The sequence below is a fragment of the Alteromonas sp. W12 genome (assembly GCF_001924945.1).
Taxonomy (GTDB): Bacteria; Pseudomonadota; Gammaproteobacteria; order Enterobacterales; family Alteromonadaceae; genus Alteromonas; species Alteromonas macleodii.
Genome location: NZ_LQXH01000008.1, coordinates 293,546 through 316,896, shown reverse-complemented (window position 1 = coordinate 316,896; position 23,351 = coordinate 293,546). Strand labels below are relative to the sequence as shown.

Sequence of the window (23,351 nt, the reverse complement as noted above, 5' to 3'; positions counted from 1 at the left end):
AAGATTGTGTTATTTAATATAGCGTTGCGGTGGCACACGTAGGCTACGCTCACTAAATATGCTATCTGGAAGACCTATGTCGTATTCAATCCCTCTGAATTCCATAAGGGTATAGCCACCTGATGCAAGGTCCGTCACCTTACTTCTCACCACAGTAGGATTGCCCTGTATAGTCTCAATAGTTACAGCTTCAACGCGGCGGTAGTTATTGTCACCCTTATAAAAGTTGATTAAGGTGGGCAAGTAAGTGTTTTTGTCTATCTCTACTACATAGTGGCTGAACTCTACGAGCGCTGTGTCCTTAGCTGTCGCTTTTAAGCGGTAATGAGTTTCAGTTTGCTCAAGCAGTTCAAAACTGTCCTGGGCCGTTGCGCGGCCGGAAACATCTTCATAGAAGAAATGAGAACCAACAAACGATGTACGTTTATCGCCAGCCGCTATCCGCTTTACCAAATCTAAGGCCGGCAAATATAGCCAACGGTCGTCATCAGAATTAAGCGCCGCATGCTTCTCAACGCGAAATACCGTGCCTTCAACCTCAGTAGGACGGCTAAAGAAAACCAGCATACGTTGATCGCCGGTGTCGGCGCCTGCCTCATTCAGCACATCTTTGCGCAGAATAGTAAACTGACGCATTTGCTTTCGACCTTGCTCATCTACAATGAGCATTCTCGCCATTGAACGTCCGTCATTGCCCGCGTAGTACGCCGCCTGCTCAGCCTTATTAACGATTTTAGCAACATCTATACTACTGCTGCTTTCGTCGCTTTGGGTTGCCAAGGCTTGAGCGAATCCATTACCCGATATAAGTAATAGCGCAACAAGGCCCCTGAACATGCTTCGAAGGTTTCGTATTTTTGGTCGACGCCATATGAACACTGATAATATGGAAATACGCATTTTAGGCCTCCTTGAAAACCCAACGTTTAAGCAATGTCATAGCAGCTGGCAACACCAGCAGCGTAACGAGTGCTGAAATAAACATGATACTTGCCAGAAAAATGCCCACGGTGATGTAAGGCACAAGTGGTGCTAAAAGCAGCGGCGTAAAGCCAAGCGCGATGACCAGCGCATTACGAGTAATAGCGCTAGCAGGCTCTTCAAACATGGCATCAAACGTTTTACTCACGTTACCCGTTTGCTTGTAAATCTCTTTGGCTCTAGCCAGAAAGTGAATGGCAAAGTCTACCGACAAACCCAATGTCAGGGCTGAAAGCACGGCAATAGGCATATCGTAATCTTTACCTACAATGCCAATAGCACCGTAAATAAAGGTGATAGTTATAGTAAGGGGCAGCATGGCTAATACACCGAATATCAGTGAGCGCAGCAGCAATACCATCATCACAAAAACAATAATGAAGGCGCTAAGTAAGCTGTCTAACATGCCTGCAACCATGTTGTCCTGCCATACCACATTTAGGTATGCCTTACCTGCCCATTGATATGTCAGGCCATCAGGCAGTGGATGTTGAGCGAAGTAGTCATCGACTAACTCAATTACCTCGGTCATATCTTGGTTGTCACCACTGGATAGTTGTAGCCACACCAAGGTTTTACGATAGTCTGGTGTCACGAAATGCCACAAGTCTTGAGGCCTATGAGAGGACTGATATTGCAAGAGCGTCTGTGCTATCGCCGGTTGAGTATTAGGTAACTCGTAGTCGCTGTCATTGCCCGAATGCAGCTCTCGGTTAACCACTTTAATCACATCACTGAGGGACTGAGTTTTACCCACCAGCGTTTGAGTGCTTAGGTAATTTTGCAGGTCTGAAAGCAGCGCTACATTATCGGGCTGTTGAAACGTTTTGCTTGTGCCTTTAATTTCATCAATGCTTGAAAGCAATCGATTTAAAGCGTCATATTCGTCGCTATCAAGATCACCAAATAATGCATCATCGACGGCAAATGCGAGAGTCTCAAAATTATTGCCGGCATTTTCATTGTTTAGTGTATCGAGGGTTGTTTTACGCCATTCATCTAACGAAGAGGGCAACACTGCACTTTGCAGTATTTCACCTGCACTTTTCAGCTTGCGGGTATCTTCAATAACAATGTATGCGTTATACGTACCCGCAAACTCCTTATTAAGCGCCTTATCGGCTACGCGAATTTCATGATTTTCTTTAAACCAGCGCACAGGGTTGTCGTTAATTTGTATTTGGAAAATACCCCACACTGACACCGCTGAAATCACCATGAATGCTACGAGTAATGCCCTTTTATAATTTAGCGCCAGGGTGCGAATGCCGTACACAAATCGCTGTAAATATGTTGTTTTCATTGATGAGGTATTGGCATCGGCGTGCAGTGCAGACTGCAATTTTGCGAGCGCCTCTGGCGACATTCTTGATATATAAGCAGGTATAAAGGTAAGCGTAATAGCGAAAGCCAACAGAATACCTGAGCCAATGAAAGCACCGAAAATCTGTACGGGTGGAATGGGAGTTAGCATAAGTGAATAGAACCCTGCCGCAGAGGTCAGCGACGTAAACAGCATCGGCTGAAATAGGTGTTCAACCACTGTGGTAATCACTTGATCGGCCTTTTGACCTGGTTTATAGCGGTCTGAAAACTCAGACAATATGTGCACCGAGTCAACAACAGCGATAGGCATCAAAAATATGGCAATCATGGATGACATGATGTGCACAGTGAAACCTAAGCCGATTAGCGCCCCCATTGTGATAATTACCGTTGCCATTGCCACCACCATCGGGGCGGTAATCAGCGTAAAATTGCGGAAAAAGACAAAGAGGAGGATAAAAATCATTAGTCCCGCAGCTGGCGCTGAAATTGCCATTTGAATAAACATTTCAACGCCGAACTGATCTTCAGCAACAGGGAGTCCTGTTATGTGCCACTGCAATGTTTCGTTAATTGTATTCGCGCCAATATAGGCACGAATGTCTTCCGCAATACGAAAGCTCTCATTTTTATCTTTAATGGGCACATAGATAGCCGCAGCATTGTGTGATGAAGAAGCCAGGCTCCCCTGTAACATTGGAAGGCGTGCAATAGCATCAGCAATGTAATCTGCTTCCTCTTGCGATGATGGGGCTGGTGACATCATCCAAGAGAACTTGAGCTCACCGTTGTCACCTTGAGTGATATTGTCCACTGTTGAAAACGACATGACATCTCTAGCAATAACACCCTCAGTGTTTAATATTTGCTGGGTAACACCGTCTATTGCTTGCAGGTTGTTTGGTGTATAGATGCCTTTATTGGTACTTAAAGCAGCATTTTGAGTGGCTGTTTCATTGGCCGGTGATGCTATAACCCCCACCACTATCGCGTCGTGCATAGCAAAAGTATGCTTCACATCTTTATGAAAAACGCGAGCAGGGTGATTGGCTTCAAGCATATTCTCTGGGTCGGTATCTATCGTAATTAGCCGCATTTGATAAGCGCAAAAGACAACAGCCAACAGTAAAGCGGCATAAACCCACTTACCTTTCTGGGTAGATAGGAACAGTAATTTTTCAATAACTGCCGTGAACATAGCTATGAACTCCTACTAGGAAATACATTGATTCCCTCTAATCGTGATACGACTGGGTTAACTCCATCCACTGTGTTTCCTTGACGTGTTGAGTGGCGCTTCACTTTCACAAACCATGACCTTTGCTCTGCAGAACATTTCACAACGCCTACCTGCGTTAGCAAAAACAATGGGTACATTTATGGGCCACAGCGTTTATGGGACACAGCATTAAATTAGATTATTCTAATATACAAATAATCTAATGTATTTTTAGAAAAGATCAAGAGCAATGCGACGAGTAACACAGAGAAAAGAAAAGTGTTTGTAAAACGCTACACACCACCGAGAAAAAACTACATACCTACTCAACCTTAGTTTTTCAAATACGAGCTACCCGCTGTCCAAAAATAAAAATAATCAATAAAAATCAGCAATTTAAAATTATTCTAAATTGAATTTAAGGTTTGGCACAGATCACGCATACATTAGACTAACGGATAAATACAGAACGCAGTTTGTAGCTAGGACAGCTTTAGCGACGGAGAGGCCAAATTGCGTAGATGACTAATACTGAAGGTGACGACATGGGAAGTGCATGGAGTGTGTCACCAAGGAAAAACGGATGTGTCAGTATTGTAGCTAATGGATGCCTGTAGAAGATTCGTTAAATTGCTGGTCGATGATGAGGTTAGGTAAAAGACAACCTAATTAAACTCGCAGGATGCAAGGCACTTGTTTCATAAGGATTGCAAACAAGCTCTGAGTACCTACATCGCAAGCACCGACAGTGATGTCTCGTGCAGCAAGGGATTGTTGACCCAATTTGGATTCGTTGAATGTACGTGTGTGTTGCTTCAGCGAGACCATAGTGAGGACACTGGTAATGTCGTCGATGTTATTAGTGAGTTGTCATCCGACGACTACCCTCTCCCCTCAAAGGCCCATCCCGGCCTTTACATACCTCTGATTTTGGCCCGCCTTTGGCGGGCATTTTTTTGTCTTCATTTGTGATAAAATTGCGTTGTTTCTTTATCGCCTACCAAAAGGGCTACCTGCGTGCTTTCGCCGTCTGCATCTACTATCGTTTTTAGAGTTCTTTTTTGTGCGTTGCTCGCTACGTCTGTTGGCCAAAGCGTAATGCTTACCACACTCCCTTCTATGGGGCGACAGGCGAACCTTTCTGAATTCCACATTGCCACTATTATGTCTAGCTCTGCACTTATCTTTGCGTTCGGTACGAATGTGTGGAGCAAGGTCGCTAAGCGTGCGGGCTTTAAACGTATTTTAATAGTTGGTCTGTCGGGTTATAGCTTGGGCACATTTGCCTTCGCTAGTGCATGGATGGCAGGATTTTCTGGCATTATAAGCGGCACCAATTTGTTTTTGGCATTGTTGATAAGCCGAAGTCTGCAATCAACCATTATGTCTGCAACTCCGCCTTCTGCGGTAGGTTACGCCGTCGCCATCAGTACGCCCCAAAGTAGAGTAAGTGCAATCAGCAAAGTCACCTCTGCAAGCAACGTAGGGCAAATTGTGGGGCCCGCCTACGCTGGGCTTTTAGTCGGTTTTGGCTTATTGGCACCGTTGTACAGCATCGTGTTGCTAACCCTACTGGCGCTTACATTGGTATATTTTAAGCTACCTGTTCTGCCGCCTTTGTCTCAGCAAAAAAGCGCTCAGCAGACTAGCGACAATAACCAAGCGCCTAGCAAAGTGCCTTATGTATTCGTCGCTGCATGTATTTGTGTATTTTGCGCAATGGCGATGATGCAGCAATCACTGGGTTTCTTTTTTATCGATTTTTACGACTATTCACCCGTAGACGCTGCTCGGCAAGTGGGTTTCGCGATGATGGTCAGTGCTGCCGCGTCTCTCACAGCCCAATTTGGGTGGGTACAAAAAGGCCGAATAAGCAAAGAAGCGATGATCACTATCGCGCTTCCGCTATTGGGCTTAGCCTACTTACTGCTCTTTCTTCAACATTCGTTATTTATGCTTTATGCGGCCATGACATTAATGGGTTTAGGTATGGGAATGGCCTACCCATCTTTGGCTGCTGCAGCAACGACCTACTGTGCCCCCTCTCAACAAGCCACGATCACTGGGTTAATTACAGCAACGACTGCCATGGGCTACGTAATAGGTCCGCCACTGGCAGCTTTAATTTACCAACTGGATATCGCGCTTCCGTTCGCTATCGCGTCAGCGCTCATCGCAGCAACCACGTGCGTCGTCTACATAACATTGCGAAGAATAAGACACGTTGGCTAGTGCCTGTTAACCGTTGCTATACATTTGGCCCAATTCGCCATCAAAGCTAAACAGGCCTTAGCGAATTAATGCCAGCCTGACAGGTGACAGGAATACGCCTATTTCAAAGGTATTTATTTTTTTACCTTTTATTTTTAAAAAAGCGGAACCTTTTTATAATTAGGCTATCTTAAATTATACATGAAGTCGTTGAGTGTGCGTCTTTGTGGTGTGTAAATGTGTTTTCCAAGTTATGTTGTGGTTTTTTTAAGGGGCTTTTTAGCCCCTTTTCTTTTGCTCTAGTCTTTCCTTTTCCAGTGCGTATTCCTCGCTTATTGTTATAGTACTAATCCAACGTAAACCTATCTATTTTATTTGTATTAGTTTCTCTCAAGACCGGTCAGTTAATCTAAAAAATAGAACTAAACAATCCTGATCATTTCACCTTTAGAAATGGAAATGAGAATTATTTCTAAATAGAATAGCTACTCAAGATCACAGGAGTAAGCTAATGTCTAAACCGCAACCTCGCAGAGCTATTGTCACCCAATCAGTCCGAATTACCCCAAATATGCAGCGTGTACACCTTAGTGGGGAAGACCTTCTTACCTTTCCCTCGGTTACTGCAGGTGCGTACATTAAACTTATGTTCGACCTAGAAGGAAACCCGCTGAAACGCCCCACAGATACGAGCCAAGTGGCAATGCGCACCTATACGGTTGCGCACTTTGACGCAGAGAAGCCTGAAATGATTCTGGATATGGTTATCCATGCCGATGGTGGTAAAACTGGCCCTGCGTCGGCATGGGCGACAAGTACAAAGCCTGGCGACATCATCACGCTCGCAGGGCCCGGTTCTAGTAAGGGACTCAGCGAGCAATATGATTGGATACTGTTGGCTGGCGACATGACAGCGCTTCCTAGTATTAGAAATCACCTCGCCGAGCTTCCTGTGCAAACCAAAGGCTACGCCGTGATTAAAATTGAAGACGAAAAGGATGCGGTTACACTTAAGAAGCCCGAAGGAGTAACGGTGATATGGGAACATGAGCAATCTTTACCTTCCCGCCTTGACCAGTTAACTTGGCTCGACGGAAACCCCACAGTTTGGGTGGCGTGTGAATTTTCTGATATGCGGGCGATTCGGGCATGGCTCAAGGACGAAAAATCCGTGGCGCACGAGAATATTTACATTAGCAGCTACTGGAAGAAAGGCCGCAGCGAAGATCAACATAAAATAGAAAAAAGGCAGGACAGTGAAGCGTATGCTAAAACATTGGCCTAGTCGATGACTATGCTTCCTGTAGGCTTTGCAAGAACTTGTAAATTCTGCATAAAAAACAACTGTACGGCAGAATTTTCATAAACAATAAATTCAATACTTTCATGCACCTACACAATGGAACAGCATTTGCTGCTAAGAAAATAACTGGCCAATTATTCCGCCAGTTTTTTCAACCAATTGTTTGGATAAGGAGAGCAAGTTATGAACAGTGATCGTATTGAAGGTAATTGGAAAGAAATGAAAGGTAAGGTGCAGCAAAAGTGGGGCAAACTTACCGATGACGACCTAGATGTAATTGACGGTCGACGTGAAGAACTAGTAGGTAAGATTCAACAAGCTTATGGCAAAAGCCGTGACGAAGCTGAAAAAGAGGTCGATGGTTATTTTAATTAATCGCCGTCTCCAATATATGAATTAAAACACTGGCAGTATAACAATCTGGTATCACCATATTGTTAATCTTTACTGCTACTAAAAGGGCCGCTGCATAATGCAGCGGCCCTTTTTATTTGTGTCGTAGTCAAGGGAGGTTATGCCCTTTGATTTTTTATCACTCTTCCGTCTTAGGCTGTAAGTTATCGCGAACTTCTCTTGCGTCAAAGCTCGTTGCCGACGTTGGACGCGAACCTTTGCCTATCTCAATACTCAAGATACTTTCGATCTCACTTTGCTGAGAGCCCCCTACAAATACACCCGTTTCGAATTGGGTAGTAGGGTGGTAGGACGTTCTGCAGGTGAGCACACCGCACTCGGTAACCCGTGCATATCGCTGGCTAAAGCCTGCGGTAGGTGTGGTTTGCACAGTCTCCTTATCTACTAAGGTCTCTCGGTCAGTCACTACAAACCAGTCGTAACCTTCTAATAACGTAAGTTCGGCAGCACGGAGCATGGCGTAATCCATCGCCTTGCCTTTATCAGACCCCTTCGCTTTAAAATGCACGCGATATTGGGTATCACTCAACTTACTTTCCGTGTAGCCAAAGCCGCCTTTTTTGGCCTGTCTATAATCGGGTTGACTGGCGCAGCCCGCCATAATTAATACCGCAAGTACTAACATAATTTTAGTTTTCATCATTTACTCCTTCGGCCTTGTCAGCTAGCCAAGTTGCTTCAATTGCGTTTTTCTCTTGCTCTCGGTTTAATGGCGCAGACGCCATCATTTTGTCTAACTCTTCTTCCATTACTTTAGCGCTAGTGGCGGTTTGATATTGACCTGCATTCTCACCTAGCTCGTCCAATTTGCTAGCGGCAAGCTGCCACGCACCTTGCTTATCTTTACAAGCAATCATTACATTTAGTTCATCTTTCGATGCGACTTCAGCCTGTCTACAGTAGTTAAACTCCGTATTTACGAAAGACAACTGTGGCGTAACCGTCACGCCCGAATCAAAAGTTGTTGCTTCGCCAGTTAGGTTACTGTCGAGTACCGATGATACTCTCGCCCAATGAGAAGGCTGCGTTGTTTCAGCGCCCTGTTGATTAAAGAGCACTAAGCCCGCTAATACCGCCACACTCGCAGCTATTGCAAAAGGCTCCTTCCACTTCGCTTGTTTATGTAGCGCATTATTAGTTGAATTCGCTTTCTTTGGAAACGGCTTAACGTTTTCCGCAGGGCTTTGATTTACAGAGCCTTGCTTTGCAGCGCTTGCGCTGGCTAAGCTTGCATCAGATGCCTGTACGCCGCTTGCCTGGCTTAACGGCTTTTCATCACTCAAAAGTGCCACGATTTCTTTAGGCAGCGCCACTGCTGTCGCTTTTTCTGCAGCAACTTTCACAACTCTATCCACTTCTGCAAGTGCGGCGAGTCGGTCAGAAACGGTAACATCGTGCGCTATCGCTTCACGAACCAGATCCATCTCAGCGGTATCTAACTCTCCATCTAAAAATGCTGAGAGTTTTTCGTCAGTTAAGATCACGATAGCACCTCGTTTTGACCATTTAGTAAGTTTGATATTTTTGCTCTCGCTCTGGCAAGACGGCTCATAATAGTGCCCGTCGGTACCTGCAACACTTCAGAAGCATCCGCGTAACTCATCCCTTGTACAGCAACCAAAGAAAGGGTTTCTCTTTGCTCACAGGGTAACTCATCCATAGCGCTTGAGACTTGTTTAAGCGTAATTGTCTGCGTTATAGCGTCATCTATGTCGTTACAGCTATTCGCCGATTGCGCTTCATAGGAAAGGGCATCAGTCGCATTGGTTCTAACTTTCTTCGCTCTGTATTCGTCTATCCAACAGTTGCGGCACACTCTAAATGCCCAAGCCATTAATGTAACTTGCTCAGGAAGCGGTTTACTCAATAGCCGTTCAAGCGTGTTCTGAAGTAAATCATCAGCATCATGCATGTTACCCGTCAACGAATATGCAAACTTTCGCAATGACGGGACGAGTTCAGTCAACTCATCTTTCATTTTCATGTACCTTTGTGAGGTTTCCCGTTATCTCTACCCTGTTAACGAGCCACTTTTGTTTTTATTCCACGTTCTAAGAACTATTTTTTTACTGCACTGTATTGCAACGGTCTGTGAGCCATCTAGACAAAGCGAATGTTTAACAGTCTAAAGGGTCGCATTGGAATTTTTCTTCTGTCTAATCGTCACTACACTGTAAGGTAGTGGTAAATGCCTGTTCGCCTTTAGCGCACATTTAGAACAACGTTTGTGCACAATGGACACAGGCTTCTAATAGAGGCTATGGCACAATTTATGCCATTCCTTCTTTAGGCACCGATCTGCCCCAACGTTAACGTAAAGGTAGTAAAATGAAGTACACACTCATTGTGGCGATTTTGAGTTTGATTGCGGCACCAACATCACAAGCCCAACTAGCAGGAACATTGAATCAAGTGGTGTCTCCCGTGCGTCCGATAATTGATCGAACCTCCTCCGACCTAAACGCCATTCGCGAGGAAGCAAGACGAAAAGCGCAATCATCTATCGAAGGCGCCAGAGACTTATCAACAGTGGCGTCGGGCGTACTAGGCGACATTCCTGCCCCCCAATTTATCGCTCCTGCAGCAACCACTATTTTATCGACTTCAGGCCAGGTAGTTGTTAATGAAGTAACGGTTGAAAATGGCTTTCTGGCTGTCGAAAAGGAGTGGCTATTCCTAGGGGAAGAAGCCGACAAAGTACATTTTCAAGGTGCCAATATTGAAATACAAAAAGCTCAGTTTTTGCCCGCGCTCTCTCAGTGGCTTTTTAAAGTTAAAGTCACAGGAGATGAGGATGATGTGTCGTCTATTCGCAACAGTTTGCCCCATAATTTGCAGTCTCAAATTGGTCGAAATCATATTTATTTATCACAGACCAAGCCCACTTCGAACGGGTCTTTTCAAGAGATAAGCAGTGAAAAGCTGGAAACCTGTCCAACCCCACTGCGCATTGGAATGGTTGATACTCATGTAGCGTCCAATCACCCACTGCTCTCACACGTTAATCTAACGCAAGCGTCTTTTATTGTTGGTCATAATCAAGATCGAAATCAGGAGCAAGATGGCAATGCGGACAGCGAAACTGACGTTGCCTTTTCGTCAGACCACGGTACCGCAGTAGCCAGCCTATTGGCGGCGTCGTTGCCAAAGTCTAGCCAGGTGTTTAACGCCAGTGTGTTTTATTCGCGTAATAGTGTTAGCCAAGGCGCTACGCTGATGTCGTTGATTGAAGGTTTAAACTATCTTGCATCACAGCAGGTAGACGCCATAAACATGAGTCTTGCAGGTCCCGACAACCCTATTTTAGCGCGGGTCATAAATCAATTGGATAAGAGCGGTATTCAAATCATTGCTGCGGTGGGCAACGAGGGACCAGCCTCTTTACCCTTGTACCCCGCGGCTTATACAGAAACATTAGGCATTACGGCCGTTGATAAATCTAATGTAATTTATAGGTGGGCAAACCAAGGGGATTACGTCGATTTTGCTGCGTTTGGCGTGTCGGTAGATGCCGCACATCCTAATGGAAAAACGATCAGGCAAACGGGAACCTCTATGGCTTCACCGCGCGCCACCGCTTTGTATGCATGCTTTTTGCGCGAAAAACAAGAAAGGAACGCTGCCTTGTTGAAACTTCAGCAGCTAGCTTTAGATGCAGGGGCTCCCGGACGAGACAGCGTATTCGGTTTTGGTGTGCTGCCTTAAATTAAGCGTGCTGTTCATTATAGAATTTATATTAACGCCCACTAAAAATGAACGTTAATGCCTAACTCAGCAATGGTTTCTTGGTAATTTGCACCATCGACACTAGAAGCAAAGTCTCCATATTGCGTAGACAGTTTAATATCAACATTGTTGTGAATGGCGTAATCGGCACTCATCTCAACAACGTGTCTGTCGTCTTCCCTGCCTATGCCTCCATCTTGTTCTGAGGCGTAATCTCTTACATCTAATTGATAGGCAACCGTAAGCTTCAAGGGTTTACTAAACACCGCTAGAGGATAGGTGTACGCTAGATCCATCCCAATACTGGTGTAATCGAACACATTATTTTGGGCATCTTCATTTTGATACTTAAGTGCGATTTGGAAGAAGTCTTCCTCTTCGAAGAAGTAAAATAGGTCACTGCGCACAGCAGCTGCTTCACTATCTCGAATTGGCGCACCTTCAGGCGTGTTCTCGAATTGTTTATCGATAAGGTCGCTACTAACACGCAAGTAAGTGCGCTGCCCCAACAATTTTCCGACAGATAATCCAGATTGTTGATAGGTGAGGAAGTCACGCCCGTCTAGCTCAGCGCTAGCGTGATAGTAGTGCGCTCCTAGTTTGGCGAAGTCAAACGCATAGCTGGTGCTAGCGGACAGTGTGGTAAGGCCAAGATCGAACTCGCTTAGCGTTTGATAGTTGGTATTCGCCTGACTTACCGACAGTACATTTTCCCATTTCGCTGTGGGCTTCACCAGCACCTTTAGCTGAGCTTCTGACTGTACCGCGCCGTCGGCCACATCTGAATTCGTATCGAGCTCGCTAACGCTCACATTGCTATCAGAGCGGTACCCTAGATAGCCAGACCCTGAGAATGAAATCGTTTGGTGTTTTGCGTTTGTATGATTCGCATCTTCATCATTGTGCGAGTGACTGTCAGAGCCCGCATAAGCAGCGCTACTACCGAGTAAAACAGCTGCCACGGACAGCGATAGGCATTTGCGGCCGCCACGAATAAGGTTGTTTGTTGTTGATGAGTGTTGAAGTATTTGCGTATTCATTGTTGTTACCTACCACAGAGAAAGTGAAACTTAGCGATTGCTGATTTTAAGGAGAGACGTGAGATTTGACTTGAGGTGCTCGCTTTAAGGAATGCACGATAGCGAGGCAGTGTATTCGCACCAGCAGCCTAGACCTTAAATAGCGGCTTGCCTTTCTATTTAGACAAGCCGCACTCAGACTTTAAGGTGGCTATTTAACGTGCTAGCTCAAGGTTGCTCTGCGCCCACCTAGTGGTTTAGGCCTTTATATTAAAGGCCAAGCGCACCTGAAATACTTGAAGCTACGTTGTCGTTTACAGTGCTTGTTACGGCGCTTTCAACCGAACTCGCCACGGTATTATTTACCGTGCTTGCTACGGTGCTATCCACCGTACTTGCTACCGTGCCTTCTACCGTACCTTCTACCGTATTTCCTACCGTATTTCCTACCGTATTTGCGACTGTTGCTGACACAGTTTGCTCGACTGTATTTGAAACTGCGCCTTCAACAGAGCTATCCACCGTACTTGCTACCGTGCCTTCTACCGTGCTTTCTACCGTATTTCCTACCGTGTCAGTAATTGTTCCTTCGACAGCGGTGCCAATCGTTCCGGTTACAGAACTGGTCACTGAGCTTGCTACGGTGCTGGCTGCTGTATTAGCTACGCCGCCGTTTACCGCACTTTCGATGGTGCCTGCAGCCGTGTTCGATAAGGTACTGCCTGCTGCTGTTTCTGCAGTATTGTTTAGTGCACCACTTACACTGCCAGTTAGCGAACCTCCTGGGGTATTTTCCGCACCATTGTTTGTTAGTGAACCGATTTGGTTCAATGCCAAGCTTGGCGCTGTCTGCGCTGTACTTTCTGCTTCACTTTCTGCTCCATCGACTTGTTCTGCATTTCCAGACGCTGATGACAGTACAGATAATGACCCAGACACACTACTTGCCAGTGCGCCTGCCACTGGCGAAGTTATCGAGTTCGCCATATCTGATGTTGCAGAAACTTGACTCACTCCCTGATCGGCAGATAGATCGTTGCTTGTTTGGTTTGCGGATAATTGTTCACCGGTATCGGCTGAGGTCTCGGTGGACATTTGGCTCTGCGTAGATGCTTCGCCTTCGGCAGAAGTCTGCGTATTAACCTGATTTGCAGACTGTGTAGTTGCACCGCTTGTTAGTGAAAGTGATGCAGAAGTCGACGCATTAGCTGATGTGTTAGCAGAGAACGTGGTTTCTTGAGCCAACACAGACGTTGACGCGATACCTAAAGCCAGTGCAATTGCAGTATTTAACTTTTTCATCCGTTTATCTCCGTTTTTCATAAAGGACACTGAGATAACGATTGAAGAGAAGTTTTTATTCCGCACTGAGTTTGATTTTTTTAAAAGAATTAAAAAAGCCCTGTAAAAACAGGGCTTTTCGAACTATTTTTCTGAAGCAGTCATGCTCTTTTCCCACCAGGGAAGTGAAAAATCTATATTATCTGGGTCGTAAGTTTTGGCATATTTCATTTTAACTGAACTCCAAAACGCAGCTTTGAAAGCAGGGTCGTAAATAACAAACTCACCCTTTTCGCGATACTGTTCAAACAGTTTTTGATAAGCTCCTACTGGTGTTAACGGGTTATCCTGTTGAAAAACCACATCTCCGCCGTACGCTTCGTAAAGGGCTTTCGATACTTTCCAGCTTTTTGCCATGCCTTCCGCCATTGCCAAACGATAACGCTCTAGCTCTTCATCTTGATAGGCGCCATCGCTGTCCAAATCAACGGTCCATAATTTTATTACAGAATACGCAGATTGAATTTCGCTTTCATTTGGCTCTATCGCATTTTTATCGGCAAAATCTGAAAGAACAGACTCGGTAATTTTATTACCAAGTGCACGCTGAGCTAAAATAGCTCGTACTTCTTTCTCAGACTTGTCAGTTAAAATAGACTGAAAACGGTCAACATCAGCCTGTGAAGGCTGTAGTTCAGTATTAGAAATAGATTTGTTGAACAAACGAGCAATAATCTCGTTTGCGGCTTGCGGTGTATTAATCCCAAGCGAAACCACTATGGCTGCAAATAGCACCATAGGAATAACGTTCGAACGCGTCACTTTGTATGCTTCCCTAAGTTCCAATAATTAGCATAAGCACAAGACACATTCATTTATTATTGTAAGAATTTTCCGTTGTCTTGCGAAATGACATCTATAAGGCTTTATACTTTAGATTAGTTTTGTTTAAAATTCCACTTTCTTACGCATAGATTTTTTAGCACCTTGTTGTTTTTTTACATCTACACGACGTGCTTTTGCCGCACGGCTCACCTTTGTTTTTATGCGCGGTTTTTGTTCAATTGTCGCAGCCTTTATCCACGCAACAAGTCGCGCTAGCGCATCTTCTCTGTTTTGTTCTTGCGTTCGATAATTTTGCGCTTTAAGCACAAAAACACCGTCGTTGGTTACGCGACTATCTTTAAGCTGAAGTAGCTTTTCTTTCAGCTTTTCAGGCAGCGATGATCCATTTATGTCGAAGCGTAAATGTATGGCGCTACTTACTTTGTTCACATTCTGCCCACCGCTACCTTGTGCTCGAATAGCTTGCAATTCAGCTTCGCTTTCATCTATCGCGATAGAAGGGGTTATTATTAATTCCATCTCAAATCCTAATACGTCATGGCGTAACCACGTTAACGTTGCAGCACTAGCGGCCCTACATCTATAGGTCACTATCATTACTGCTTACTTGACCATTTTTGCGTTAACCGATAGGTTGTTTTTTATCCTTATTTTGGACATAAAACATGATCATCGCATTGCTCATCATTATTTGTATCGTTGTAGCGCTTATTTGGTTTACCGCCAAAATGGACAGCAATATCGAAGCTTCATTCACACCATCAGGAAAACTTACGCCTGTTGATGGTGGAATTATTCACTGGCAAAAGCAAGGAAACGGTCCGGCGCTTGTGCTGATTCATGGTTTACTTGGCAATAGTAACAATTTTAGCGAATTAGCAAAAACCCTCGCTTTCCGCTACACGGTCTATACCGTTGATCGTCCAGGCAGCGGATTTTCGAGCCGCTACAAAAGCACATCCGCCAGCTTCGAACAGCAAAGTAAAATGATACTCGAGTGGATGCAAAAAGAGGGAATAGGTAGTGCGAGCATCGCTGGGCATTCAATGGGAGGAGGAATTGCACTGAGGATGGCAATCGATGCACCTGACAAAATAAAATCGGTTTCGCTTCTATGCCCGTTAACTACACCACTAAAAGGTGGTGCCGGGCCTCTTTCGGTGCTTTACATACCCAATGAATGGGTACGCAGCAGTGTTGCAAAAACCATTGCCAGTCCACTGCGTGCAAAGTTAGGTAGAAAACAAGTCGCACAAATTTTTCACCCCGAACCTGTCCCCCCGTCCTTTTCAACTGAAGGCGGTGGTTTGTTAGCGCTTCACTCTCGAAGCTTTTATGAAGGTAGCAGAGATACAGTATCTGCGCAGGGCAGTCTGCACCGTCAGCAAACTCGTTATGAAGAGATTCAATGCCCTGTTGGGGTATTGTATGGTGAAAAAGATACTATCTTGAGGCCCGATGAGCACATCACCGCGGTAACAAAGGCAATAGGAAGTGCGGTACACAAAATTATTTCTGGCGCAGGCCACATGATCCCCGTTACTCAGGTGCAAGCGTGCGCAGACTTTATAATATCGATTGACGAAAGCGCTTAAGTAAGGACTTAGTGAAGCCTTGCACCTGCCTTTTCAACGTGATCTTTATGAGAAAACTCAACAACGGCGAGTGTGCGCTCTCGACCATAAGTCGACTGCTTCAGTTTGCGAAGCTGATCGGCGACTCTCTCAATGCCGTCATACGCTTTGCACATTTCAAAAGGGGTCGCGCCCAACGTTATATTGTAACTGCTAAACCACGCCTTCATTTGCTCACTGTCCCCATCTGACAATGAAATGAGTAAATGATACATACGAATAAAAGCGAGCTGCTTTCTGTACTCTGATGTGCCACTCTCAAACCCAAGTAGCGTAGTCTGCGCCAAAGAAGATGGAGAAATACCCAATATTTCAGAAGCTTGCTTGATATTTAAACCGAGTTCTTGGTATGCCCATGTGAAGGCTTTCGTAACAACGCTGGTAGGAAATAGTGATCTATTCATAATATCGCCTCGTTTCATCGAACAATGTTATACAGATGTTATGAAACGTTGCGAAATGCGTACCAAGTTTTATCTACAGCTTCATTGCTACTTTCTCACGATGCAAATCGATGCCATCTTTATCGACGGAAAATCCTTTTGAAGACAACCAACCAACAGCATCTTCTATGGAATCCACAAAAATATAATCAATATTGGTATCGCGATACACGCGTTTAAGTTGCGCCTGCGTGGTTGCTCGAACGCTTGACTCTCCCATCACTAATGCCACATGAGTGAGCCCTATGGGATTTACCGAAGCCACACGTTCGTGAAGCAGCGCTTCAGCATCAGGAATGAGTAGTGATTCGCCAACAACACTAACAATATCGCACCAAGCTTTCCCATGTAAGCACTCGGAAAGCGTGCGATACTCACTGGCAAAGCTATTTACACACTCTCTGTTCCACGGCCCATAAGCTTGCGTTAGCACCGCATCACCACAGCGTGTAATAATAAATTCGCCATGAGCATACTGCATATAACCACCTAACTACTTCGATAAAATATTAAGCTAGCAAATACCGTTAAGGCGATATATGCCTTTGACTACGAGTTGTTTTGAAACAACACGTAGTCAAAGTATGGTTCAGTATTGAGAAAATTGAAAATTAAGCGGCAAGAATGTTGATCAGCTCAGCAAACGTAGGGCGGCCCTGTATATCAAGCGGCAAACGCAGCTCTCTAGCAATGTCACTCACGCTGATTACGCCACGAATTTCATGGCTGTCTCTGTCCATGACAAGGCAATGGTGCTGCCCGTAGTCTTTGAGTGTTTCTATCACGTCCCCCACTGATGAACGTATTAGCTCACTGAAATCGAACGACATGAGCGAGGTTTTAGGACGCATGAAATCATGAACAGTGAGCTCTTCTCGCTTAACCTTAAGCTCGCTCACACGCTGAATGATTTGCTGTTCACCGACATCGTGACTGGTCACAATACCAATGAAACGGTTCTCACTGTTTACCACCAGCATCATACGAACATGAGACTGACGCATAATCGACTCTATTTTCGTCGCTGGAGTTCGAGCATCAATAACGTGTGGTAAGTGCTGCTTAAAGTCAGTGAAGACCGCCATAGCAGATGATTTTACAGTAATGGTGTTTTCAACAACCGGCCATGCCAATGTATCGATAGCTTCGGTTTTATATAGATTTAAGGCGTGCATACCTTTCTCCTAATCAAAAAATAAAAAATTCAGTTTTTTAATGATTAAGTGAAAGAAGGTGGCCCTCGAATGATGTTATCGCGCTGCCTAGTAAAGGCTTTTGCATCAATCGTTTTTCCAGCCGAAAACCGGTATTTTTCCAAGCCGCTGGTGATGTCGACAAACGAAATGCCATCATCAATGTCGTCGTCAGATACTTCAAAAGCGGAGCTTTCCCATTCGCTAATGAGGGTTGAGAGCGTATTTGCACTGTTCGACTGCCCCGCAATATTTTGCACACTTCTTCCCTCTCCCAATACGGAGACGGATACTAGTGATGAAAATAACGCTGGCAGAATAACGGCCAACAAAACGTACGAAACGCGCAAAGCGTACAACCTCTACTGAACTAAACAACATTGAAACAAAGCAGCCACTTTTGTTACTGCCTATTTAAACTATAAGAGTATTTAGCGCGTTTAATAGAGGTGTTTAGCGCATTTTATCGACCATTAAACGACGCGTCTTCGAAAACTAATCGTGTAGCGACTCAGGTTTGGTGGGTTGTTTGCTGTACATTCGTTCTAAAAACAAGAACGAACACTCCCATTAAATGTGATGTTTAGCCAACGTAATTAGAAATACACTAGATTCAATTGATGCATGAGGTGTTTTTTCAGCGGTCATTTAGCGTTTGAGATAACGCATTAACTGAAGGTCTAAACAACCTGATTGCAAGTAAATAATAACGGAAGTGATATGAAATCAAGATGGTCCAGACCTATAGTTATTTTGCATTGGATATCTGCCATTGCCATTGTCGGCATGTTTGCTTCAGGGCTGTGGATGGTCGACCTCACATATTACAGCGACTGGTATAAGACGGCACCGCATTGGCACAAGAGTGTTGGATTAATTTTGCTTGCCATCACTGTTATTCGCTTAGTCACGCGCGTTGTTACTTCACGGCCGCCGTCACATGGCACCCCGTTAGAAAAAAGGTTAAGTCGCATAGGTCATGGGCTTCTGTACACCTTGATTATCATGCTATTCGCGAGCGGCTATTTAATTTCAACGGCCGATGGAAGAAGCATCGACGTATTTAATTGGTTTTCTGTACCTGCAATGGGCGAGTTCTTTGAAAATCAAGAAGACATTGCAGGAGAGGCCCATTTTTATATTGCGTGGTCAGTGATTGTATTGGCAATCATTCACGCGCTTGCTGCGCTGAAACACCACTTTATTAGTAACGATGACACACTGAAGCAGATGTTACGGCTTCGATGATATTGAGGAAAAAGGAGAAATGATGAAGAAGTTAACACTTGCCTTGGCCGCTGCGCTGTCTTTAAGCACCGCTAACGCCGCAGATTATGTGATTGATAGCAAAGGCGCCCACGCGTCTATCAACTTTAAAATTCAACACTTGGGCTACTCGTGGCTTACTGGTCGCTTCAACGATTTTAAAGGTACTTTTAGTTACGACGACGCAGCACCTAGTGCAGCAAAAATTATGGTGACTATCGATACCGACAGTATCGACTCAAACCACGCAGAGCGTGACAAGCACCTTAAGAGCGACGATTTCTTAAACGTTGACGACTTTCCAGAGGCGAAGTTTGTCAGCACAAAAATTGTCGATAAAGGCAATGGCATGATGGATGTAATGGGTGACTTCACGCTTCATGGTGTGACAAAGCCTATTACAATTGAAGCCAAAAAGATTGGCGAAGGCAAAGACCCATGGGGCGGCTATCGTGCAGGCTTTATGGGCACAACGACGATTGCACTTAAAGATTATGGCATCGACTATGATTTAGGCCCAGCATCGCAGACGGTAGAATTAGAGCTTCACGTTGAAGGCGTGAAACAATAGCTATTTACATTTAGTCCCAGCGAACTAAATTTATGATTTAAGAAAGCCCCAAACATGGGGCTTTTTTTACATGTGGTTAGTGAAGCTTCAGCTTAGGGCTGATGGCCTGACTTAACTTCTTCACAAGGAGCTTTAGAGCACCTTTAATTTTTCCGTGTACTGCAAACTGGTGCATATTATACAAAGAAACGTAAACCAACTTAGCTAGACGCCCTTCAATGAACATACTGCTGTTTGACAGTGACCCCATTAAGCTTCCAACAGTGCTGTATTTACTTAAGTGAACCAAGGATCCATAGTCCTTGTAAGTAAAATCTTTCGTGTCTTTTTGAGTAAATAACGACGTTATATTATGCGCAACAATATCCGCCATTTGGTGGGCAGACTGCGCTCGAGGCGGCACCCACTTCCCATTTTCCTGCTGGAAACCACAGCAATCGCCTAGCACCCAAATATTCTTATGAGATGAACTGCGAAGCTGCTTATCAACAAGAATTTGATTGGCTTTGTTCGTTTCAAAAAGCGCAAGCTTTGTTATGAAGTCCGGTGCTTTCACCCCCGCAGCCCACACCATTAAATCAGCGTCAATCCGACCACCGTCTTTTGTGATCAGCCCTTTCGCGTCGGCTTCTGCCACCATGGTTTGCTCTTTAATGTCTACGCCCAACTTATGCAGCGCTTTTCTTGCAGAGTTTGCTATACGCTCAGGTAGCGCAGGCAATATACGCTCTCCCGCTTCTACGATCGTAATCTTAAGACGAGAAGCTGACATGTCTGGCATTCCGTACGCCTTGGACAAATTCGCCACATGGTGAAGTTGAGCGGCTAGCTCAGTACCTGTTGCTCCTGCCCCGACAATAGCGACATCAATTCTGGCGTCTTTATCTTCTTGCTGATTGATGCGGATTAGCTGATTAAGAAGCGCTCTGTGAAAACGTTCAGCTTGCTTTAACGAGTCAAGAAAGTAGCAATGCTCAGCAACGCCAGGTGTGCCAAAGTCGTTACTCACGCTGCCAACCGCCAGCACTAACTGGTCATAATGAATCTCTCGTTCAGGCAAAACCTGAGTCCCTTCTTCATCGATTAAAGGCGACAAGGTTATGGTTTGCGCTTGCGCGTTAAGCGAGCACATTTCACCTAATTGAAAGCGGTAGTGGTGAGCTGCAGCGTGGATGGCGTAGTCCACACCGTCTGAATGCTTATCAATTACACCGGCGGCCACTTCGTGTAATAGCGGCTTCCAGATATGGGTTCGACTGCGGTCGACGAGGGTAATTTCGGCTTGTTTCTTTCTCCCGAGGGTGCGGCTTAAGCGACTGGCTAATTCAAGACCACCAGCACCGCCACCAACAATTACTATTTTTTGCATGGGTATACCTATTAACAATCATTCCACGTATGTCGCCTGACCTTTCCAAGCGCTATACATGGCGTGACTGAGACCCATGCTGATTCCTACAGACTACGCCTGATGCCGCTGCGGTACAAGCAAATCACGGCAATAGTCTGCATTTTCAAGATTAATAATTATCTATTACGGCTGCTTATTTGAAGCTATAACGTGAACGATGCCGTTATCATGAAGTTTCGAGGCCGCCCAGGAAAATATCGAGGGCCTGTGAAGCTAGTAAAGTCTGCGCGTTCAGCGTAGTCCGTATCAAATACGTTGTTAACCCGCGCATACAATGTAACGTCTTCGTTCACGCTGTAGCGTACACGCGCATGTACCAAGTCATGCCCCTCGTACTCGTTGAGATTTTCAGCGTCGGTGAAATAGCTCGAAACATGCTGCCACTCTAGCTGCGTTTGTACTTTGCTCGACATCTCAAAGCTTAAACGAGCGTTAAACTGAAGCTTTGGCGCAGTATCAATATCATTACCTTTAATGTCTTGTTCACTTGAGAGCTGACTGTGCTCGTAGGTATGCCTTGCGTATGTACCAGCAAAATCTAAGCGCAGTATATCGCTTAACGATTGGTCAAAAGTAAGCTCTACGCCTCTATGCCACGTTTCGCCGTTGCTTACGTTGAAAAAGTCGCTGTCGCGGTAAATCACATTGTCTTTTTGTAGGCTGTAAAGGCTAAGCGTATAGCTGCCGTCAAATAGTGTACCTGTAACGCCCATCTCGACATTATCGGCCGTTACCGAGTCAAGATCAGTAACAGTCTGTGCACGCTGCAAACGATACAGCTCTGTAGCCTGAGGCGCGCGATAGCCTCTTGCGATGCCGCCAAATAACTGTGTTTGAGGATTAAGTTGATAACGAAGTGAAAACTTCGGACTAAAGTTATTAAAATCATTTTCGCTGTCTGCTGGTCTGGAATATCTGCAGCCGCCAAAACCGCACTGTGTGCCATCCTCGCGTACACGACCAACATTCATATTGTTGGTGTAGTCGTATTGCATAGACTCAAAGCGCCCGCCGACAGAAATAGCCCAACGCTCAGCTTGCCAATTAAAGGTAAAGAAAGGCGCAAATAGCGTGGCATCTACATCATAATCATAGTGTTTACCTGCAGGAATGGTTTCAACCAAAAAGGCTGACCCTTCTGTGGCGCTGTCTTGTGACTGGGTTAATTCACCTTCGGTGTATTCTACGTCTAGCCCTATATCCGCATTTAAGTTGTCATTGAAGACGTAATTGAACTGAGAAAGCACACCCACACCTTTTTGGGCATTCGTTTCAAGGGGTTTGCCTGGAAGAAAATGCATTCTAAAACGCATGTCCTGGTTGCGTACGTAAGGTGTAATCGACAGTGCATGACCACCGCTAAAGCTTGTATCGAACTTGCTCCATAGCCTAAAACTTTCTGCTTTTCGAAACGCTTCGGGGTTTGGGTTGCTTTTGGCTATTTGTGTATTTTTGTAGCTTTCAAACCCTTCGATGTAGCCGGCAGTTTCTTGGTCCAGATGGGTATAGGTAAGGCCGCTCGTGATAACCGTGCTGTCCCACTCTAGCCTGTGGCGAAGCGAGACTTTCTCTTGGTCAACGCCCTCTTCATTTCGATATCCTGTATCTCTGGTAACACTGGCGGCGATACCTACGCCGCTGCGACCAAAGTCTTTCCCTTCTTTAAGCTTTACGCGATGAAACCCATAAGACCCGTAATCAACGCCAAGCTCTCCGTTGCCTTGAGTTGTGTCAGGGGTAATCACATTAATCACACCATGTATCGCATTAGAGCCATAAAGCGCTGACGCAGGGCCTTTTATCACGTCAATACGCTGTGCAATTTCACCGTGTGCTTCAAACAGCTCATTAATATTGCAAAAACCTGCTGCGCGCAACGCAATACCGTCTTCTGCTGCTAAAATTCCGCCGCACGCGCCAGCGCCGGTTAACACTGGCGAACGAAGGGCAGGTAAATACTCTTGCCCATTGCCCCGCTGTACGCCGGCACCCGCAATGTAATTCAGCGACTCTTGGATATGTTGAAATGAAAGCAGCGAAAGCGTTTCTTCTGAAATAGACGACACTGCATAACCGGAAGCATTCATATTTCCCTGTATACGAGAAGACGTGGTCTCAATTCTTTCTATTTCATTGGTTTGTTGAGCGATGGCTGAATGCGATAGCAGAGACACAGCTAGCAACGACAGAGGAAAGCTTGGGGCAAAGCGCATTATCTATCCTTATGATGACAAAATGTTTTTTTTTAGCAACTGATGCTAGTGTATCGTTAATTTAGGCAAGAATGGGTTAAAACTCGCTAAACTGTTGCGGCATTTTGACAATTACGTCATATCTCTGATTTAAGCGTTGGCGTAGACTTTGCAGTTCGCAGACTTTACTGTCACAACACAAGTCTTAGTTTTATACACTATTTCTAATTTACGTGTATCTAACGCATATAGACTGGCAGTACGTTAGTAGATTGCAGCAATGGGTTAACCACTCTTTGCCTGAAGTAAGAACAC

22 protein-coding genes are annotated in these 23,351 nt (G+C 45.1%); 7 read left to right on the top strand and 15 right to left on the bottom strand.

What is annotated here, in order from left to right; translation table 11 throughout:
* Positions 1–9: 9 nt before the first annotated feature.
* Positions 10–900, bottom strand: coding sequence for an outer membrane lipoprotein-sorting protein (locus AWH61_RS12755; RefSeq protein ID WP_075177247.1), 891 nt, complete (start codon positions 898–900; stop codon positions 10–12).
* 1 nt (position 901) lies between these two features.
* Positions 902–3,505, bottom strand: a complete 2,604-nt coding sequence (locus tag AWH61_RS12750; RefSeq protein WP_075177246.1) for an efflux RND transporter permease subunit — start codon at positions 3,503–3,505, stop codon at positions 902–904.
* A 1,089-nt stretch (positions 3,506–4,594) separates the two neighbouring features.
* Here AWH61_RS12750 and AWH61_RS12745 point away from each other — a divergent pair.
* The 3 genes from AWH61_RS12745 (at position 4,595) to AWH61_RS12735 (ending at position 7,415) form a co-directional block, all read left to right on the top strand.
* Positions 4,595–5,758 carry an MFS transporter gene (locus tag AWH61_RS12745; RefSeq protein WP_502686371.1) on the top strand — a complete coding sequence of 388 codons (1,164 nt, stop codon included), beginning with the start codon at positions 4,595–4,597 and terminating at the stop codon, positions 5,756–5,758.
* A gap of 490 nt (positions 5,759–6,248) precedes the next feature.
* The gene (locus AWH61_RS12740; RefSeq protein ID WP_075177244.1) at positions 6,249–7,022 is read left to right on the top strand and encodes a siderophore-interacting protein; all 774 of its coding nucleotides are present in this window, start codon (positions 6,249–6,251) and stop codon (positions 7,020–7,022) included.
* A gap of 201 nt (positions 7,023–7,223) precedes the next feature.
* A complete protein-coding gene (locus AWH61_RS12735) occupies positions 7,224–7,415 on the top strand; it encodes a CsbD family protein (protein WP_014951177.1) in 192 nt (63 codons plus the stop codon).
* 157 nt (positions 7,416–7,572) lie between these two features.
* Here the strand turns inward: AWH61_RS12735 and AWH61_RS12730 are convergent, their stop codons facing one another.
* Genes AWH61_RS12730 through AWH61_RS12720 form a run of 3 tightly spaced genes read right to left on the bottom strand, consistent with a single transcriptional unit; the run spans position 7,573 to position 9,432 of the window.
* Positions 7,573–8,094: a CC0125/CC1285 family lipoprotein gene (locus tag AWH61_RS12730; RefSeq protein ID WP_075177243.1), complete on the bottom strand. Its 522-nt coding sequence runs from the start codon at positions 8,092–8,094 to the stop codon at positions 7,573–7,575.
* Positions 8,084–8,938 carry an RT0821/Lpp0805 family surface protein gene (locus AWH61_RS12725; RefSeq protein WP_075177242.1) on the bottom strand — a complete coding sequence of 285 codons (855 nt, stop codon included), beginning with the start codon at positions 8,936–8,938 and terminating at the stop codon, positions 8,084–8,086. Before AWH61_RS12725 ends, AWH61_RS12730 begins: the two co-directional genes overlap by 11 nt.
* On the bottom strand, positions 8,935–9,432 hold the full coding sequence (locus tag AWH61_RS12720) for an RNA polymerase sigma factor (RefSeq protein WP_039229337.1): 498 nt from the start codon (positions 9,430–9,432) through the stop codon (positions 8,935–8,937). The genes AWH61_RS12725 and AWH61_RS12720 overlap by 4 nt, the downstream gene beginning before the upstream one ends.
* 350 nt (positions 9,433–9,782) lie before the next feature.
* Here AWH61_RS12720 and AWH61_RS12715 point away from each other — a divergent pair, with 350 nt between their 5' ends.
* Positions 9,783–11,159 (top strand): S8 family serine peptidase, encoded by a 1,377-nt coding sequence (locus AWH61_RS12715; RefSeq protein WP_075177241.1) that lies wholly within the window; start codon positions 9,783–9,785, stop codon positions 11,157–11,159.
* A 41-nt stretch (positions 11,160–11,200) separates the two neighbouring features.
* Here the strand turns inward: AWH61_RS12715 and AWH61_RS12710 are convergent, their stop codons facing one another.
* The 4 genes from AWH61_RS12710 to arfB form a co-directional block, all read right to left on the bottom strand.
* The gene (locus AWH61_RS12710) at positions 11,201–12,220 is read right to left on the bottom strand and encodes an outer membrane beta-barrel protein (RefSeq protein ID WP_039229125.1); all 1,020 of its coding nucleotides are present in this window, start codon (positions 12,218–12,220) and stop codon (positions 11,201–11,203) included.
* Between the two features lie 249 nt (positions 12,221–12,469).
* Positions 12,470–13,501 carry a hypothetical protein gene (locus tag AWH61_RS12705; protein ID WP_075177240.1) on the bottom strand — a complete coding sequence of 344 codons (1,032 nt, stop codon included), beginning with the start codon at positions 13,499–13,501 and terminating at the stop codon, positions 12,470–12,472.
* 123 nt (positions 13,502–13,624) lie between these two features.
* A complete protein-coding gene (locus AWH61_RS12700) occupies positions 13,625–14,302 on the bottom strand; it encodes a hypothetical protein (RefSeq protein WP_039229119.1) in 678 nt (225 codons plus the stop codon).
* 126 nt (positions 14,303–14,428) lie between these two features.
* The gene (arfB, locus tag AWH61_RS12695) at positions 14,429–14,845 is read right to left on the bottom strand and encodes an alternative ribosome rescue aminoacyl-tRNA hydrolase ArfB (RefSeq protein ID WP_014951185.1); all 417 of its coding nucleotides are present in this window, start codon (positions 14,843–14,845) and stop codon (positions 14,429–14,431) included.
* A 146-nt stretch (positions 14,846–14,991) separates the two neighbouring features.
* On the opposite strand from arfB, the gene AWH61_RS12690 reads away from it, so the two are divergent.
* Positions 14,992–15,921, top strand: a complete 930-nt coding sequence (locus AWH61_RS12690; protein ID WP_075177239.1) for an alpha/beta fold hydrolase — start codon at positions 14,992–14,994, stop codon at positions 15,919–15,921.
* Positions 15,922–15,929: 8 nt separating this feature from the next.
* Here AWH61_RS12690 and AWH61_RS12685 read toward each other — a convergent pair whose 3' ends face one another.
* The 4 genes from AWH61_RS12685 to AWH61_RS12670 all read right to left on the bottom strand — a co-directional run bounded on the left by AWH61_RS12685 (position 15,930) and on the right by AWH61_RS12670 (position 17,856).
* Positions 15,930–16,364 carry a hypothetical protein gene (locus tag AWH61_RS12685; RefSeq protein ID WP_075177238.1) on the bottom strand — a complete coding sequence of 145 codons (435 nt, stop codon included), beginning with the start codon at positions 16,362–16,364 and terminating at the stop codon, positions 15,930–15,932.
* A gap of 73 nt (positions 16,365–16,437) precedes the next feature.
* A complete protein-coding gene (locus tag AWH61_RS12680; RefSeq protein ID WP_075177237.1) occupies positions 16,438–16,884 on the bottom strand; it encodes a hypothetical protein in 447 nt (148 codons plus the stop codon).
* A gap of 130 nt (positions 16,885–17,014) precedes the next feature.
* Positions 17,015–17,578: a CBS domain-containing protein gene (locus AWH61_RS12675; RefSeq protein WP_039221649.1), complete on the bottom strand. Its 564-nt coding sequence runs from the start codon at positions 17,576–17,578 to the stop codon at positions 17,015–17,017.
* Positions 17,579–17,622: 44 nt separating this feature from the next.
* Entirely contained in the window at positions 17,623–17,856 is a 234-nt protein-coding gene (locus AWH61_RS12670) for a hypothetical protein (RefSeq protein ID WP_014977718.1), read from the bottom strand.
* A 460-nt stretch (positions 17,857–18,316) separates the two neighbouring features.
* Between AWH61_RS12670 and AWH61_RS12665 the strand changes: the two genes are divergently transcribed.
* Both AWH61_RS12665 and AWH61_RS12660 read left to right on the top strand, forming a co-directional pair.
* The gene (locus AWH61_RS12665; protein ID WP_075177236.1) at positions 18,317–18,844 is read left to right on the top strand and encodes a cytochrome b; all 528 of its coding nucleotides are present in this window, start codon (positions 18,317–18,319) and stop codon (positions 18,842–18,844) included.
* Between the two features lie 22 nt (positions 18,845–18,866).
* Positions 18,867–19,433: a YceI family protein gene (locus AWH61_RS12660; RefSeq protein ID WP_014951192.1), complete on the top strand. Its 567-nt coding sequence runs from the start codon at positions 18,867–18,869 to the stop codon at positions 19,431–19,433.
* Positions 19,434–19,509: 76 nt separating this feature from the next.
* Here AWH61_RS12660 and AWH61_RS12655 read toward each other — a convergent pair whose 3' ends face one another.
* Together AWH61_RS12655 and AWH61_RS12650 are read right to left on the bottom strand one after the other, a co-directional pair.
* A complete protein-coding gene (locus AWH61_RS12655) occupies positions 19,510–20,802 on the bottom strand; it encodes an NAD(P)/FAD-dependent oxidoreductase (RefSeq protein WP_075177235.1) in 1,293 nt (430 codons plus the stop codon).
* 185 nt (positions 20,803–20,987) lie between these two features.
* Entirely contained in the window at positions 20,988–23,057 is a 2,070-nt protein-coding gene (locus tag AWH61_RS12650; protein ID WP_075177234.1) for a TonB-dependent receptor, read from the bottom strand.
* Between the last annotated feature and the right edge of the window lie 294 nt (positions 23,058–23,351).

Coding starts and splice junctions, on each gene's coding strand:
- AWH61_RS12665 (WP_075177236.1), top strand. CDS start 18,317: ATGAAATCAAGATGGTCCAGACCTATAGTTATTTTGCATTGGATATCT.
- AWH61_RS12650 (WP_075177234.1), bottom strand. CDS start 23,057: ATGCGCTTTGCCCCAAGCTTTCCTCTGTCGTTGCTAGCTGTGTCTCTG.
- AWH61_RS12755 (WP_075177247.1), bottom strand. CDS start 900: ATGCGTATTTCCATATTATCAGTGTTCATATGGCGTCGACCAAAAATA.
- AWH61_RS12705 (WP_075177240.1), bottom strand. CDS start 13,501: ATGAAAAAGTTAAATACTGCAATTGCACTGGCTTTAGGTATCGCGTCA.
- AWH61_RS12750 (WP_075177246.1), bottom strand. CDS start 3,505: ATGTTCACGGCAGTTATTGAAAAATTACTGTTCCTATCTACCCAGAAA.
- AWH61_RS12685 (WP_075177238.1), bottom strand. CDS start 16,364: ATGAATAGATCACTATTTCCTACCAGCGTTGTTACGAAAGCCTTCACA.
- AWH61_RS12740 (WP_075177244.1), top strand. CDS start 6,249: ATGTCTAAACCGCAACCTCGCAGAGCTATTGTCACCCAATCAGTCCGA.
- AWH61_RS12710 (WP_039229125.1), bottom strand. CDS start 12,220: ATGAATACGCAAATACTTCAACACTCATCAACAACAAACAACCTTATT.
- AWH61_RS12730 (WP_075177243.1), bottom strand. CDS start 8,094: ATGAAAACTAAAATTATGTTAGTACTTGCGGTATTAATTATGGCGGGC.
- AWH61_RS12680 (WP_075177237.1), bottom strand. CDS start 16,884: ATGCAGTATGCTCATGGCGAATTTATTATTACACGCTGTGGTGATGCG.
- AWH61_RS12655 (WP_075177235.1), bottom strand. CDS start 20,802: ATGCAAAAAATAGTAATTGTTGGTGGCGGTGCTGGTGGTCTTGAATTA.
- AWH61_RS12675 (WP_039221649.1), bottom strand. CDS start 17,578: ATGCACGCCTTAAATCTATATAAAACCGAAGCTATCGATACATTGGCA.
- arfB (WP_014951185.1), bottom strand. CDS start 14,845: ATGGAATTAATAATAACCCCTTCTATCGCGATAGATGAAAGCGAAGCT.
- AWH61_RS12690 (WP_075177239.1), top strand. CDS start 14,992: ATGATCATCGCATTGCTCATCATTATTTGTATCGTTGTAGCGCTTATT.
- AWH61_RS12720 (WP_039229337.1), bottom strand. CDS start 9,432: ATGAAAGATGAGTTGACTGAACTCGTCCCGTCATTGCGAAAGTTTGCA.
- AWH61_RS12735 (WP_014951177.1), top strand. CDS start 7,224: ATGAACAGTGATCGTATTGAAGGTAATTGGAAAGAAATGAAAGGTAAG.
- AWH61_RS12715 (WP_075177241.1), top strand. CDS start 9,783: ATGAAGTACACACTCATTGTGGCGATTTTGAGTTTGATTGCGGCACCA.
- AWH61_RS12660 (WP_014951192.1), top strand. CDS start 18,867: ATGAAGAAGTTAACACTTGCCTTGGCCGCTGCGCTGTCTTTAAGCACC.